Annotated in this window: 14 protein-coding genes and 1 pseudogene; 6 read left to right on the forward strand and 9 right to left on the reverse strand. The window is 35.4% G+C overall.

The annotated features are described in order from the left end of the window. Positions 1 to 70 precede the first annotated feature (70 nt). The 3 genes from ACQVV1_RS14650 to ACQVV1_RS14660 all read left to right on the forward strand — a co-directional run bounded on the left by ACQVV1_RS14650 (position 71) and on the right by ACQVV1_RS14660 (position 4,508). The gene (locus tag ACQVV1_RS14650; protein ID WP_242255412.1) at positions 71 to 1,600 is read left to right on the forward strand and encodes a cardiolipin synthase; all 1,530 of its coding nucleotides are present in this window, start codon (positions 71 to 73) and stop codon (positions 1,598 to 1,600) included. 127 nt (positions 1,601 to 1,727) lie between these two features. After that, positions 1,728 to 2,621 carry an ATP-binding protein gene (locus ACQVV1_RS14655; RefSeq protein ID WP_063225149.1) on the forward strand — a complete coding sequence of 298 codons (894 nt, stop codon included), beginning with the start codon at positions 1,728 to 1,730 and terminating at the stop codon, positions 2,619 to 2,621. A 3-nt stretch (positions 2,622 to 2,624) separates the two neighbouring features. Continuing rightward, positions 2,625 to 4,508: a vWA domain-containing protein gene (locus ACQVV1_RS14660; RefSeq protein WP_242255414.1), complete on the forward strand. Its 1,884-nt coding sequence runs from the start codon at positions 2,625 to 2,627 to the stop codon at positions 4,506 to 4,508. 40 nt (positions 4,509 to 4,548) lie between these two features. Here ACQVV1_RS14660 and ACQVV1_RS14665 read toward each other — a convergent pair whose 3' ends face one another. From ACQVV1_RS14665 to ACQVV1_RS14680, 4 genes and pseudogenes are all read right to left on the reverse strand, one after another. Beyond that, complete coding sequence (locus ACQVV1_RS14665) at positions 4,549 to 4,971, reverse strand: NUDIX hydrolase (protein ID WP_063225151.1); 423 nt, start codon at positions 4,969 to 4,971, stop codon at positions 4,549 to 4,551. After that, positions 4,958 to 5,500 (reverse strand): annotated as a pseudogene (gene pyrE / locus ACQVV1_RS14670) (orotate phosphoribosyltransferase). Before pyrE ends, ACQVV1_RS14665 begins: the two are co-directional and overlap by 14 nt. A gap of 113 nt (positions 5,501 to 5,613) precedes the next feature. Then, a complete protein-coding gene (locus tag ACQVV1_RS14675; RefSeq protein ID WP_242255418.1) occupies positions 5,614 to 6,579 on the reverse strand; it encodes an L-threonine 3-dehydrogenase in 966 nt (321 codons plus the stop codon). Between the two features lie 44 nt (positions 6,580 to 6,623). Continuing rightward, positions 6,624 to 7,814 carry a glycine C-acetyltransferase gene (locus tag ACQVV1_RS14680; protein WP_000095906.1) on the reverse strand — a complete coding sequence of 397 codons (1,191 nt, stop codon included), beginning with the start codon at positions 7,812 to 7,814 and terminating at the stop codon, positions 6,624 to 6,626. 213 nt (positions 7,815 to 8,027) lie between these two features. On the opposite strand from ACQVV1_RS14680, the gene ACQVV1_RS14685 reads away from it, so the two are divergent. Next, positions 8,028 to 8,759 carry a class I SAM-dependent DNA methyltransferase gene (locus tag ACQVV1_RS14685; protein ID WP_431169032.1) on the forward strand — a complete coding sequence of 244 codons (732 nt, stop codon included), beginning with the start codon at positions 8,028 to 8,030 and terminating at the stop codon, positions 8,757 to 8,759. 31 nt (positions 8,760 to 8,790) lie between these two features. On the opposite strand, the gene ACQVV1_RS14690 is transcribed toward ACQVV1_RS14685, so the two are convergent. Genes ACQVV1_RS14690 through ACQVV1_RS14700 form a run of 3 tightly spaced genes read right to left on the reverse strand, consistent with a single transcriptional unit; the run spans position 8,791 to position 11,684 of the window. Then, a complete protein-coding gene (locus ACQVV1_RS14690; RefSeq protein WP_063225153.1) occupies positions 8,791 to 9,612 on the reverse strand; it encodes an ABC transporter ATP-binding protein in 822 nt (273 codons plus the stop codon). Between the two features lie 12 nt (positions 9,613 to 9,624). After that, positions 9,625 to 10,683: a FecCD family ABC transporter permease gene (locus ACQVV1_RS14695; protein WP_242255422.1), complete on the reverse strand. Its 1,059-nt coding sequence runs from the start codon at positions 10,681 to 10,683 to the stop codon at positions 9,625 to 9,627. Further along, complete coding sequence (locus tag ACQVV1_RS14700; protein ID WP_017560400.1) at positions 10,680 to 11,684, reverse strand: FecCD family ABC transporter permease; 1,005 nt, start codon at positions 11,682 to 11,684, stop codon at positions 10,680 to 10,682. The genes ACQVV1_RS14695 and ACQVV1_RS14700 overlap by 4 nt, the downstream gene beginning before the upstream one ends. 172 nt (positions 11,685 to 11,856) lie before the next feature. Here ACQVV1_RS14700 and ACQVV1_RS14705 point away from each other — a divergent pair, with 172 nt between their 5' ends. Both ACQVV1_RS14705 and ACQVV1_RS14710 read left to right on the forward strand, forming a co-directional pair. Further along, positions 11,857 to 12,822, forward strand: coding sequence for an ABC transporter substrate-binding protein (locus ACQVV1_RS14705; RefSeq protein ID WP_242255424.1), 966 nt, complete (start codon positions 11,857 to 11,859; stop codon positions 12,820 to 12,822). A gap of 381 nt (positions 12,823 to 13,203) precedes the next feature. Beyond that, positions 13,204 to 14,589 carry a peptide MFS transporter gene (locus ACQVV1_RS14710; protein WP_431169033.1) on the forward strand — a complete coding sequence of 462 codons (1,386 nt, stop codon included), beginning with the start codon at positions 13,204 to 13,206 and terminating at the stop codon, positions 14,587 to 14,589. A 41-nt stretch (positions 14,590 to 14,630) separates the two neighbouring features. On the opposite strand, the gene ACQVV1_RS14715 is transcribed toward ACQVV1_RS14710, so the two are convergent. Beyond that, positions 14,631 to 14,810, reverse strand: coding sequence for an acid-soluble spore protein H (locus ACQVV1_RS14715; protein ID WP_000382683.1), 180 nt, complete (start codon positions 14,808 to 14,810; stop codon positions 14,631 to 14,633). 190 nt (positions 14,811 to 15,000) lie between these two features. After that, positions 15,001 to 15,288, reverse strand: a complete 288-nt coding sequence (locus ACQVV1_RS14720) for an ArsR/SmtB family transcription factor (protein WP_000081429.1) — start codon at positions 15,286 to 15,288, stop codon at positions 15,001 to 15,003. Positions 15,289 to 15,616: the final 328 nt, after the last annotated feature.

A 15,616-nucleotide genomic window follows, 5' to 3' on the forward strand; every position in this document is an offset into this window, starting at 1 on the left:
AAGAATGTCGGATTGTACCTTTTTATATAAGAAGTCTATATTTAAGAAAGATTAGAGGAATTTTATAGCAATGAAGAAGCCTATCGTTCAATTATTATTGGTATTTATAATTGTATCTATCGTACTCTTACTTTTAGATACGTCTATCCTCTCACTATATACCTTTTTCGGTGTATTATGGTCTCTTACAATCATAGGAATATCTTTCGTTATTTTTATCGAAAATAGATCTCCACAAAGCACTTTAGCATGGTTTTTAGTATTAGCACTTCTTCCCGTTGTAGGTGTGCTTTTATACTCTATTTTCGGGCGTAGCCGTTGGAGAAGAAAAAAACATCTCCATCGTTCAGAAGAACAAAGAAAATTATTCCGTGAAATATTAGAAGGAAGACGAGTAGAATTATCACTCACAGTCCCCTTACATGAGCGTTCTACACATTTAACAAAAGTTATACAAAAATTTGGAGGCGGACCTGCCGCAGATAGAACAACTACAAAACTTTTAACAAACGGAGATCAAACATTCTCAGAAATTTTGCAAGCTATCGAGCAAGCAAAACATCACATACATATTCAATACTATATTTATAAATCTGATGAGATTGGTACAAAAGTTCGGGATGCGTTAATAAAAAAAGCAAAATCTGGTGTTATTGTACGCTTCCTTTATGATGGATTAGGAAGTAATACGTTAAGAAGACGCTTTTTAAAGCCTATGAAAGAAGCTGGGATTGAAATTGTTGAATTTGACCCTATTTTTTCAGCTTGGTTACTTGAAACAGTTAATTATCGTAACCACCGTAAAATCGTCATTGTAGATGGAGAAATCGGTTTTACTGGTGGACTCAACGTTGGTGATGAATATCTTGGCCGTTCAAAAAAATTTCCCGTTTGGCGTGATAGTCATTTAAAAATAGAAGGAAAAGCGCTATATAAATTACAAGCAATTTTTCTAGAGGATTGGCTCTATGCATCTAGTGGATTGAATACTTATTCTTGGGATCAATTTATGAATAGACAATACTTCCCAGGTAAAGAAATTTCAAGTGCAGAAGGTGCTGTGCAAATTGTAGCGAGCGGACCAAGCTCAGATGATAAAAGCATTCGCAATACATTATTAGCTGTTATGGGATCTGCAAAAAAGTCGATTTGGATTGCTACACCATACTTTATTCCAGATCAAGAAACTTTAACATTATTACGCTTAAGTGCGATTTCTGGCATAGATGTACGCATTTTATATCCTGGTAAAAGTGATAGTATTATTAGTGATCAAGCATCGCAGTCCTACTTCACTCCACTTTTAAAAGCTGGTGCCTCCATTTATAGTTATAAAGATGGTTTTATGCATGCAAAAATTGTACTCGTTGATGATAAAATCGCGACAATCGGAACAGCAAATATGGACGTACGTAGCTTTGAATTAAATTACGAACTTATTAGCGTACTATATGAATCAGAAACCGTTCATGATATTAAACGTGATTTTGAAGATGACTTTAAACATTCCACTGAAATTAAATGGAACGCATTCCAAAAAAGAAGTATCAAAAAACGAATACTAGAGTCTTTCATGCGACTCATTTCTCCTTTACTGTAAGCAATCAATGTAACTTTGATTGCTTTTTCTTTTCCATTACTCCCCTCTCCTTTTCTTTGCATACCATATTAAAACAAGTTATCATAAGATGTATTACTTTATGAAAATAATGTTAGGTGGGAAATACATGTTAGAACAATTTCATATACATGCTGATTTAAAACAGCAGCTTTCTACAATTCACGAAAAGAATAAGCAAGAAGCTGGTGAAAATGCACATTTAATTGGAAAGAAAATATATAAAGCATCTGATAACAGCATTATTGAAGATGCTATTACAGCACTTCTTCTTGGCAAAAACATTCTATTAAAAGGGCCGACTGGTAGTGGTAAAACAGTACTAGCTGAAACTCTTTCTTCTTTATTCCAAAAACCAATGCATAGCATTAACTGTTCTGTCGACCTAGATGTAGAAGGTATTTTAGGATACAACACACTACAAACGAGAGATGGCGCATCTGAAGTTACATTCGTTAACGGTCCTCTTATGAAAGCAATGAAGAACGGTCATTTCCTATATATTGATGAAATCAATATGGCAAAGCCTGAAACATTACCACTTCTTCACGGTGCATTAGATTACCGTAAAATGATTACAAATCCATTTACACAAGAAGTTGTATACGGTGATGACGAATATCGCGTAATTGCAGCAATTAATGAAGGTTACGTTGGAACAAGCGAACTAAACGAAGCGTTAAAAAACCGTTTCGTTATTATTGAAGTTCCTTACATTCAAGGTGATACATTAAAAGAACTATTATTAGCTGAATCAAAATTAAAAGATGTTGCAACAATTGAAAAGTTCGTTGCATTTGCAAGCGACCTTATGCCTTTAGCTCGTGATGGACGTGTAAGTGAAGAAGCAGCAAGTATTCGTGGTATTCTCGACGCATGTGATTTAGGTGTGTATATTCCTGTTATGCGCGCTATCGAACGAAGCATTATCGCAAAATTAAACGATGAAACAGAACAAATGACTGTCCGTGAATTAGCAGAAAGTTATTTCTTTGAGGGATAATTCATGAGACAAATTTTTAGTGACAAAAAAATTGATGCGTCGCTGTTTCTACAAATGGAAAACTTAATGTATGCTCTTCTAAAAGAAGACGATGCCTACCTTGAGTATGGCTATAAAGCATACTACGACGAAATTGAAAAAAAGGTTGTCATTAGTCACTTTTGGGATGATCGAAAAGAAGAGGATACAGTAATCGGATTAAAAAGCGAAGTGTTTTTAAAAGCACTTGGTAATAAACATTACTCGGACATGACTTTAATTCGTTCTTATGCGATTGAATTACAAGAATCACCCTTAAAAAAGTTTTTAACACAACTATTTGTTCTATTAGAAGATTTACGTGTTGAGGAAATCGTAAAAAACTTACGCCCTGGCACAAAGCATGTTTTTAAAAGAAGAAAAGAAATGTATCGCAACTACTTCGGCTCACAAAATGAAATCAATCGCGTTCGTAACTATCATGGTGATCGTCTATTTTGTCTATGTTATCTTTCGTTAACGAGCGATAAATATGAAATGTTTAATAATGAATATTTCGAGCAAATTGAAGCAATTTTGCATGAAACATTCCAAGCTCGTAATACGGAAGATATTATGTATATCGTTGAGAAAATTCGCTATCGCTTAGAGGAGCTTCTTGAAAGTGACATGCTGAACAATTATTTCGGACATGCTCCGCTCTACTTATCTGTTATTGCAGATGAGAAAGACAGTCGTCCTGAAAAATTAGCAAATGATGATACGCAGCTCATAGATAACGATGAAAATAAAAACAAAATGGATGAAAGTTTCTCCACATGGCATCGTGAAAATAAAAATAACGAAAACGAGAACTTTTTACGCTTTGAATTAGAAAGTGGAACAAAAACAAATATGATGGGTGATACTGCTCGTGAATCAGAGGATGGCGACCAAGCACTTGGTTCTGTACAGGGTACTTCTCAAAAAAGTACACAATCTAACTTTGATGGTGCTGATACAGAGGAAGCAAGAGCTTCCCATGCTTCTAGTCAAAACGACGGTGTATATGGCAAGTATAACGTTGGTGCCTCTCATACATTTAAAGAAGCTCGCAAATCAAACCCTGACGAGAAAAAAGATTACCAAGCTATCAAATCTGTCGTTAATAAAGATGTAAAAGAATTAAAGAAAATTATCGAAAAAACGATTGAAAATAAAACGAATGCAAATAGTGATAAATACTACGGAAGACTTCGTAAGAAATTCCTTCGTATTTATACTGAAAAGCAACCGCGCATGTTTTATAAAAAAGGACAAGAATCGCAAGAGCTCGATGTTGCATTCCAACTATTAGTGGACTGTTCTGGTTCTATGTATAACAAAATGGAAGAAACGAAGAAGAGTGTTGTCCTATTCCATGAAGCATTGAAATCTTTAAAAATCCCGCACGCTATTAGCGGATTTTGGGAAGATGCTTCTAGTGCTAAGCCTGAAGATAAACCGAACGTTATCCATGAAGTTGTGACATATAAAAACTCAACGTTACCAAACGTTGGTCCCGAAATTATGCAACTTCGCGAAGAAGAAGATAATCGCGACGGATATATTATTCGTATCGTTTCTGAAAAGCTTGCAAAAAGACCAGAAAAGCATAAATTCTTACTTGTCTTCACAGACGGTGAGCCTTCTGCACTAGACTATCAACAAGACGGTATTTTAGATACGCATGAAGCTGTCAAACTTGCTCGTAAAAGTGGCATGGAAGTAATTGGGATATTTATCGAAGAAGGCGAAGCGAAAGAAGCAACTTATCAATTAATGAAGAACATTTATAACCATCACTTCTTAGTTGCAAATCACGCTGAAGATTTACGTTTGAAGATTAAACCACTATTGAAAAAGTTATTACTGAAGACGATTGAATAGAAAAAACAGGAGCGTTGTCGCTCCTGTTTTTTTCTTTCAATCACTTTGTTTCTGGCTGAAACTTGTATGGAATGGCTACTTCTAATAATGACTCGAATCCTCCATCGTAGAATGGGAATCGTTCATTTGCGATTGTTCGATCTAACCACTCTATTGCGGAAATTTCCTCTTCATCTTCTGCCATAAGTTCACCTTTTACTACATTCGCTCGGAATGTAAATAATAGTGCATGATTCGTGGATTCTTCAAAGAATTTTTCATTGATCGCAACAAGTCCACCTGCCATAACCGTTAAACCTGTCTCTTCTTTTACTTCCCTTACTAAAGCTTCCTCTAACGTTTCGCCCTTTTCAACTGCCCCGCCTGGCAATGACCAAACATTTTGTTCTACATTATGTACCATTAATATTTTATCTGTTTCTTCGTCATGTATTAGTGCATATACGACATCAACTCTTTGCATGTTGCTTTTCTCCTTCAATTAACTCATCCATTGTAAATAAAGAATGTAGTTGTAAGCCATCTTCTAATAAGTTTTCTCTTCCCTCTTTTGTTCGTTCGATTACACCTAGAACATGATGTACTTTCGCACCTAGTTCTCTTAAATCTTTCGTGCTTAATAATATTTGACCACCTGTCGTAATAACATCTTCAACAACACAAATATTTTTCCCAGTAATATCAATACCTTCTGCTAACTTACATGTACCGTACTTCTTCGCTTCTTTTCTTACAAATACAACTGGTATACCCGTTTGTAAAGATAATGCTGTTGCTACTGGAATACCTCCCATTTCTAAACCTGCGAGTACTTCTGTTTCAGGAGGAATGAGCTCTTTCAATTGTTTAGCAACTTCTAATAATAATACTGGATTAGATTCAAATAAGTACTTATCAAAGTATTGATTTGATACTTGTCCCGATCGAAGCTTAAATGTTCACGTTAAACGTGACGCATTGTAAATTCCCTTTGCTAACTCCCATTTATCCATTCTCTGTCGCCCCTTTATACACAAATTAACTCATTTTATCACGTTTGTAATTATTTGTATATTCTTAAAATAAAAAAAAAAAAGGGTCAATTCCTAAGAATCGACCCTTCCTATTAATTCATCACTAACTCAGCTGCGAACTTTTTTTTTAACTTCGCCAGCATGTCCGTTGTCATTTTGTCTAAATCGTATTCTGCTTTAAAGCCCCACTCTTTCATTGCCGCTGTTGCGTCAATAGAGTTTGGCCAGCTATCAGCGATTGTTTGACGAGCTGGATCTACAGCGTAGTCCATTGTAAACGTCGGAATGTGTTTACGAATTGATGCTGCGATTTGCTCTGGCTCAAAGCTCATTGCTGTAATATTAAATGCATTTCTATGCACTAGCTTACTTGGATCAGCTTCCATTAATGAAATGATCGCTTGTAAAGCATCTGGCATGTACATCATATCCATGTATGTTCCTTCTGCAATGTATGAGGTGTATGTGCCTTTTTTAATTGCCTCATAATAAATTTCAACTGCATAATCAGTTGTTCCGCCTCCTGGAGGAGCTACGTAAGAAATTAAACCAGGGAAACGTACGCCGCGCGTATCAACGCCAAACTTTTGATGATAATAATCACATAGTAATTCTCCTGCTACTTTGTTTACCCCATACATCGTAGTAGGTCGCTGAATTGTATCTTGTGGCGTATTATCTTTCGGCGTTGATGGACCGAATGCACCGATAGAACTTGGCGTGAAGAACTTACAGTTTAATTCACGAGCTGCTTCTAATGCATTTACAAGTCCGCCCATATTTAAATTCCATGCAAATAACGGATTTTTTTCTGCTGTTGCCGAAAGTAAAGCTGCTAAATGAATAATTGTATCTACTTCATTACGCTTTGCGATATCATGTAGTTTTTGTCCATCTGTTACATCTAACGTTTCAAATGGACCAGACGTTACTACTTCACTATCTGTTTCACGAATATCTGTTGCAATAACATTTGATGCGCCGTATACATCACGAAGTTTCATTACTAGTTCAGAACCAATCTGCCCTAAAGAACCGGTTACTAGAATTTTTTTCATTTTCCCCACTCCTCATTTGCAAGCTATTCAAAAGATGTCGTTACTTAAATGATGCCCATTTCTTTCCCTACTTTTTCATACTTACGAATTGCTTCATCTAACATTTCTTTCGTATGAGCTGCTGTAGGCATATTACGAACGCGTCCGGTTCCTTTTGCTACAGTTGGGAACACGATAGATTTTGCGTATACACCTTCTTCATTTAGACGTTTACTAAATTCTTGTGTTAACACTTCATCCCCAATAATACAAGGTGTAATTGGCGTTTCACTTTCTCCGATGTTAAAGCCAAGTTCTTTTAATCCTTGTTTTAAATAGCGACCATTTTCCCACAGGCGATCATGTAACTCTGTGCTTTCCATTAAGATTTCAATTGATCTCATGCAAGCTGCTGCATCAGCTGGTGTTAATGCTGTAGAGAATAAGAATGGACGTGAACGAACTTTTAACCAGTCAATTAAGTTTTGTTTCCCAGCTACATATCCACCAATTACCCCAATTGCTTTTGATAATGTACCAATTTGGAAATCAACTTTATCCGACAGACCGAAGTGCTTTACAGTTCCTGCACCTTTTCCAAGTACACCTGAACCGTGTGCATCATCTACGTATGTCATTAAATCTAACTCTTCTGCAATTTCAACGATTTCTGGTAGTTTTGCAACATCTCCATCCATTGAAAAGACACCGTCTGTAATTACCATTAATTTATTGTAAAGACCTGATTCTTTCGCCGCGATTGCTTTTTGGCGTAAATCTTCCATATCAGAATGTTTATAAACGATAATTTTTGCTTTTGATAGACGACTACCATCGATAATAGAAGCATGGTTTAATTCGTCTGAAAGAATCGCATCATTTTTATCCATAACGGCTGAAATCGCTGCCATATTACAGTTAAATCCTGATTGGTAAGCAATTGCTGCTTCTGTATGTTTAAACTTTGCAATTGTTTCTTCTAATTTAATATGCAAATCTAAAGTACCGTTAATTGTACGAACAGCTCCTGCTCCAACGCCGTACTTATGAATAGCACCAATTGCTGCTTCTTGCAAACGGCTATCTGTTGCTAATCCAAGATAGTTGTTTGAAGATAAGTTAATATATTCTTTTCCGCCAATTGTAATGATCGGTCCATTTGAACTCTCAAGCGGATCAATTACGTTATAAAGCCCCTTTGATTTTAAATCCTCTAAATTTTCTTCTAAAAATTTTGCAAGTGTTTTACTAGACATCGTGAAGCCTCCCATCGTTCATGTAAGCGGATTATTATCTTAATAGTTCTAATAATCCCTCTACTAGCTTAACACGTTTTCAGAATTTATTATAGAAAAATAGCTTAAAGTAACCGCTTACAATTTTAGATTATATATGATTCATTACAAGAAATCTATCATTTACTTTTCATATTTGGTAGAATAAAAAAAATATTTAAGGGGGCTTCAATCATGGCTTTTACTGAATCTGATGTATATAATAACGAAGCATTTTTTGAACAATATATGAAACGAAGGTACCGAGAAAATAGCCCAAATGAGTCACTTGAAAAACCAGCCTTCTTTCAACTCATTGGTGATGTTAAAGGAAAGCAAATCCTCGATTTAGGCTGTGGTGATGCTAAGTTTGGCGAGGAATTATTAGAAAACGGATGCTCCTCTTACACCGGTATTGAAGGCTCTCAGCTTATGTATGAAAAAGCTAAAAAACAACTAGAAAATAAAAATGGATTTGTTCATTTTATAAACCTCAAAGATTATACCTATCCCTCTTCCACTTTTGATTTAGTAACATCTAGACTCGCTTTACATTATATTGAACATCTTGATATCATTTTTCAAAATGTGTTTCAAACTTTAAAAACAAATGGAATCTTTACCTTTAGCGTTCAACATCCCGTTATTACCTCTTCATTTGAAAGCTTACAAATGAGTGGTAAAAGAACTAGCTGGCTCGTCGATGATTATTTTAAACTAGGCAAACGGGTTGAACCATGGATTGACCAGGAGGTTATTAAATATCATCGCACAACAGAAGAGTATTTCACATTGTTACAACAAGCCGGATTTACAATTACATCCTTAAAAGAAGCTATACCAAATCAGACTTATTTTCAAAATGATGAAGAATATGAACGTCGTTTACGAATTCCTCTCTTCCTCCTATTCTCTTGTACCAAATAAAAAAACGATGAATCACTCATCGTTTTTTTTATTATCTCATTGCCTGAACAACTTCTTTAACTAACCGTCTCCCTCTTCCGTGCGGGATACAAAGTGGCGTCCCAAATAACGGATCCGTACTAATTTGACATTCCATTCGGAATACATCACGTACTAGTTTCTCATCTACTACTTCTTCTGGCTTACCTTGTGCATATATTTGTTTATCTTGAATGGCTACAATATTATCTGCATAACGGCATGCTAAATTTAAATCGTGTAGTACCATAACAATTGTTCTTTTTTCTGTTTCATTTAATTCGAATAATAAATCTAGCACTTCAATTTGGTGAGTCATATCTAAATAGGTAGTAGGCTCATCCAATAAAATAATATCTGTATCTTGTGCAAGCGTCATTGCAATCCAAGCACGTTGACGTTGCCCACCTGAAAGAGCATGCACATCACGCTCAGCAAATTCTGTCATACCTGTTGCTTCAAGTGCTTTCTGTACCATTTCCTCATCTTTTTCTGACCATTGCTTCAGCCATGTTTGATACGGATAACGTCCTTGCTTTACAAGTTGCAATACTGTAAGCCCTTCTGGCGCTTGTGGTCCTTGCGGTAAAATTGCCATTTGACGAGCAATTTGCTTCGTTTGCATACTTTGAATGGCTTGATTATCTAACAAAATGTCACCAGTTGTTGGTTTTAATAATCTAGCTAGTGAACGCAATAAAGTTGATTTCCCGCAACCGTTAGAGCCGATGAAGATTGTAATTTCGCCTTTTGGAATTTCTAAATTCAACTCATCAATAATAATTGTTTCACCATAAGACAACGTCAAACGTTTCGTCTCCAATGCTTTTTGCATATTCATCTCCCTTTATGAATTCCGACTTTTATAAAGTAAATAAATAAAATAAGGTGCACCAATTGCTGATGTAAATACCCCTGCTGGAATTTCAAGTGGGGTGAAAACTGTACGCCCAATTAAATCTGCAGCAAGTACTAAAATTGCACCAACAATAGCCGCAACTGGGAGTAATGCACCGTATAAAGAACCAATTAGTCTTCGTGAAATATGAGGTGCCATTAAACCGACAAATCCAATTCCTCCAGCAAAAGCAACCGCACCGCCAATTAAAGCTGTACTAAGTAATAACATAAATATGCGTGACTTCGTTAAAGGAACACCAAGTCCTATCGCAATATCATCCCCTAGCTCTTGCGCATTTAAATGTCTAGCAGCTATAAATGATATTACCGTTAAAATGAGAACCCACGGCGCAAGCACCATAACGTTTTGCCATGAAGACCCGTAAACAGTGCCTGTAATCCATACATTCGCTTGACTCGCTTGATAAATTGGCGCTAACAACATAAACAAAGTCGTTGCCGCTTTCGTTAATGCCCAAAAGCCAACACCAATTAAAACAAGACTAATCGGTGATAATCCGTCATTTCTCCATGCAAATAAATATACAAAAAGTGCTACAATCGTTGCCCCAGCAAAAGCTGCTAACGGCATATAATGAATGCTTACAGTTAGCGCATTATTTTTATCACTAAATATAGCTAAAAATAATACAACTGCAACACTTGCACCACCTGTAATCCCGATGATATCAGGAGAAGCCAGTGGATTTCGAACGAGACCTTGTAAAATACATCCTGCTACAGCAAGTGCGATTCCTACAAGGATGGCAATTAAAATACGCGGCATACGAAACTTATTTACAACCATATTGGACATCGCATCGCCATTTCCAGTGATTGCTTGCCATACATCATAAGGAGCAATTTTCATGTCTCCCATACCTGCACTCGCAAAAAATAATCCTATTAAAACAACTAGTAAACTGAATAAGACGAGACAAGCTCGTTTATACATTAAAAACGAGAGCCCGCCTTTTCCTATACGAAACGGAATATACTTCTTCATTTGCTAAGCCCTCTCTTACGTGCAATATAAATAAAGAACGGTGCACCAATAAATGCTGTCATAACTCCTACTGGTACTTCTTGTGGCATAATGACATATCTTGCTGCTATATCAGCCAAGATTAGTAGTATTGCTCCTAACAAGCCGCTATACGGTACTCTCCATCTGTGATCTACTCCAACAAGAAATCTGGCAAAATGCGGGATAATAATTCCAATAAATCCAATTGGACCAGCAACCGCAACTGAACCACCCGACAACAGGACAATAATAAGTAACACGAATGATTTCATTAAAATTGTTCGTTGTCCAAGCCCCTTCGCGACGTCTTCCCCCATCATCAATGTATTTACTTTCCCTGCCATCATAATAGATGCGATCCAGCCTATTAATAAATATGGGAATACAGATTGTAAAATTTCTAACTTTCTTCCTTGCACAGATCCGGCAAGCCAAAATAATACTTCTTCAAGCGCCTTTTCATTTAACACAAGTAACCCTTGTGTTAATGATGAAAATAACGCACTAATTGCGACCCCTGCTAATGTTAACTTAAGAGGCGTTGTCCCTTCTTTTCCTAAAGAACTAGAAGCAAATACAAGTACAGCTGCAACTGCTGCTCCTAAAAAGGCAATCCACGTGAAAGCTGATAATGATGTCACGGAAAAAATAACAATTGCTACAACTATGAAGAAGGCAGCACCTGAATTTAATCCAATAAAATCTGGAGAAGCAAGCGGATTCTTCGTTAAAGTTTGCATAAGACAACCCGCAATGGCTAAACTAGCACCAACACTAGCTGCAATTAATGCCCTTGGTAGACGTACATTTTGAATAATAATATGTTCATTGGAACCATTGAAATGAAAAAAAGCATCTAATGCTAATTTCCAGCTCGTATTTGTATATCCGAAAATAATACTTCCCCAAATACAAATAATGACTGCAATGATCCCAACAAATAATCCAATCCATTTTGCTTGATTTGTTTTTAATAACATGCAGCGTTTCCCCTTCAATGTATAATGATACGTTGTAAGTGTATTTCAACTTAATTCTCATTGTCAACGGAAATGAGAATTATTTTCAGCCGTATATATTGACAATCAAAAGATAAAGGCTTAATATCATGCTTGCTATTGAAAAAAATTCTCAGTATGTAGGGGGTACATAATGAAATTCATGCAAAAGAAATCGTTTACAGTATTTGTATTTTTACTAGCCTTTTCATTACTTTTAAGTGCTTGCGGAAAGTCAAATACGAAAGAAGAATCAAAAGAAGATACGAAAAAAGAAATGATAACTGTGGAACATGCAATGGGTAAAACAGAAGTTCCTGCTAATCCAAAACGTGTAGTTATTTTAACAAATGAAGGTACTGAAGCTTTACTTGAATTAGGTGTGAAACCAGTTGGAGCTGTAAAATCTTGGACTGGTGATCCATGGTATCCACATATTAAAGATAAAATGAAAGATGTAAAAGTTGTTGGTGATGAAGGACAAGTGAATGTGGAAACAATCGCTTCTTTAAAACCAGACTTAATTATCGGTAACAAAATGCGTCACGAGAAAGTGTATGAGCAACTAAAAGCAATTGCACCTACTGTGTTCTCTGAAACATTACGTGGTGAATGGAAAGATAACTTCAAGTTTTATACAAAAGCATTAAATAAAGAAAAAGAAGGTCAAAAGGTTTTAGCTGATTACGATAAACGTATGAAAGATTTAAAAGCCAAACTAGGTGATAAAGTAAATCAAGAAATCTCTATGGTTCGCTTCATGCCTGGTGATGTTCGTATTTATCATGGTGATACATTCTCTGGTGTTATTTTAAAAGAACTTGGATTTAAACGTCCTGGTGATCAAAATAAAGATGACTTCGCAGAGCGTAACGTATCTAAAGAACGTATTTCTGCAATGGATGGTGACGTATTATTCTACTTCACATTCGATAAAGGAAACGAGAAAAAAGGCTCTGAATTAGAAAAAGAATATATCAATGATCCTCTATTTAAAAATTTAAATGCAGTGAAAAATGGTAAAGCATACAAAGTTGACGACGTTATTTGGAATACAGCTGGTGGTGTAATGGCTGCTAACCTACTATTAGATGATATCGAAAAACGCTTTGTTAAATAATATTTCCCTAACCAGCTCCCCTTCTATGGAGCTGGTTTTTTTTCAATTCACTTAAATGTCACATTATTTCATTTTGTATTTTTATTCCCAATATGTTATATTATAAAAGTAAATAGAATATATTTTCTCTATATCAGAATAAATATTTTAATCTAAATTTTCTGATTAATCACTATTTTATTTTCTTTTAGAATTCAATTATTACATTTGAAAACGCTTATCATCTCGTTTTCAGGGTAAAATACAGTAACGGTCGAAGAAAAATAGAACTTTTTTAGAAATTTTCTTTCTATTTCCATATAATTCTATTGACTTCTAAATATTTTGTAAATTAAAATGATTACATAAATATCCGTTATACAGGATTAGGGGGAAACAAAAATGGATGCAGCTTTAAAATTAAAAAAAGCTGGAGAGCAACAATCACCAAAAAAACATCCACCAGGATTATATTTGTTGTTCTTAACAGAAATGTGGGAAAGATTTAGTTATTATGGAATGCGTGGCCTTTTAGTTCTTTATTTAACAACTGCTGCCGTTAGTGGCGGATTAGGATTTGATAAGGCATTCGCAGTGCAATTATATGGTACTTTTACAGCGGCAGTATATTTCATGCCAATTATAGGCGGATGGCTAACTGATCATTATATTACGAGACGTCACGCCATTACTCTCGGCGGAATTATTATGGCGATTGGTAACTTTGTACTATTCTCCATGAATACAAAAACAGGACTATTCCTTGGATTAGTACTATTAGTTATTGGTAATGGATTCTTCAAACCAAATATTTCTACACTGTTAGGTGAATTGTATAAAGAAAATGATTCACGTCGTGACAGTGCATTTACTATCTTCTATATGGGTATTAACGTAGGTGCTTTCTTCGCTCCACTTATTTGTGGATTTTTAGCAGAAGATTTCTTTAAAACAAGCGTTGATGGCGTTATGGTTATGGGATATAAATACGGATTCTTAGCAGCTTGTATCGGTATGATTATTGGACAAATTGTTTTCAACCTATTAGCCCCTCGCTACCTTGGTACAGCAGGAACAACAGTTGTTGGTAAAAAAACAAAAAATCAACCTGCAATCGAAAAGAAACCTTTAACAAAACAAGAAAAAAATCGCACTTGGGCAATTGTAATTTTAACCTGTTTCGTAGTATTCTTCTGGGCAGGGTTTGAACAAGCTGGTAGTTCTTTAACACTTTATACAGATAAATTTGTTGATCGTACAATTTTTGGATGGGAAGTTCCAACATCTTGGTTCCAATCCGTTAATCCAGCATTTATCGTACTACTTGCACCATTCGTATCTATGCTATGGTTAAAACTTTCTAAATCAAAGCGTGGCGATTTAAAAATACCAACAAAAATGGCATTTGGTATGATTTTACTAGGTATAGGTTACCTTGTTTTAACATTAGCGGTTCTAAAAACTGGAAGTAATGAAGCTGATATAACTGTTAAAGCAAACTTATTATTCATCGTTATCACTTATATGTTCCATACAATTGGCGAACTATTCTTATCACCAATCGGTCTATCAATGGTAAGTGCAATTGCACCTGTTAAATTAGCATCATTACTAATGGGTGTATGGTTAGCTGGTTCAGGTATGGCTAACTGGTTAGCTGGTAAACTTGCTTCCTTTACACAATCATTAGGCTATCTTGAAGTATTTGCAAGTATCGGTATCATCGTTATCGTCTTAGGACTTGTACTTCTTCTCTGCTCTAAAAAAGTTGCAAGTATGATGGAATAACACACAAAAAGACGCTTCTAAAATTAGAAGCGTCTTTTCTATTACTTCTCCTCTAAAGCCGTCACGTTCACGTGAACGCTTTCTCCAGGATTAGATACATCATACACTTGAGCAACCCCACTCTGCTCGTCACAGCTCTCAATCCATACTGGTACGCCCTCATATGTAACGTCAATTCTACTTGAAGAAGATAAAATTTGTTTCACACGTTTTACATCCATACTATTATTCCTCCTTTTACTTACTACACTCCTTTCTATCTTCTCTTTTCTATTTAGAATATATTCCGTAAAGCAGCATGTTGGTTAATAGTCATTTCTTCCACACATGCTAATATTTACTCTCTTGTTACCTTTATGACAAATAAAAAAGACGTATATTCCACACGTCTTTTTCCATAATATTCAAATTTTAAGAAAATAATGTTTTTACAACTTCACTTACTTTATCATTATGAATTTGATAATACACTTCTAATCCTCGTCTTTCAAAGCGCACTACTTTATTTTGTTTTAATTTTGTTAAATGTTGCGAAACTGTTGATTGCGGAATTTCTAACACTTCCTGTAATTGTGTTACATTACAAGTTCCACGTTGCATTAGTTCCATTACTAGACGCAGACGCAATGGATGCGCCAACGCTCTTAGCATTTGTACATCTTCTTCTGAAATACGACATTCGAATTGATTTTGGCTCATAAAGTTCCCCTCATTTTCGTTTTTATTTTCTTTTTATTTATTTATATATCTGTTCTTATATTTCCTGTTACGACATAACTTTATCAACTTATAAAGCCGAAATTTTTTTCCATCTTAACCAGCAAAGAACTCAGGAAAAAATCCCTGCTGATTTTGAATATTATACTATATGATATAACGAAAAAGCAAAACAACGGACTGCAAATACTTTGCTTGCAAACGTTGTTTTATCAAGCTTTTTGTTATATTTTCACCTCATTGAAACGTACGGTAATGATATCGTAAAATATCATCTATAATTGATAACCTTTCGTAAAGTGGTTGGAGC

The organism is Bacillus basilensis (assembly GCF_050630465.1).
GTDB lineage: Bacteria > Bacillota > Bacilli > Bacillales > Bacillaceae_G > Bacillus_A > Bacillus_A basilensis.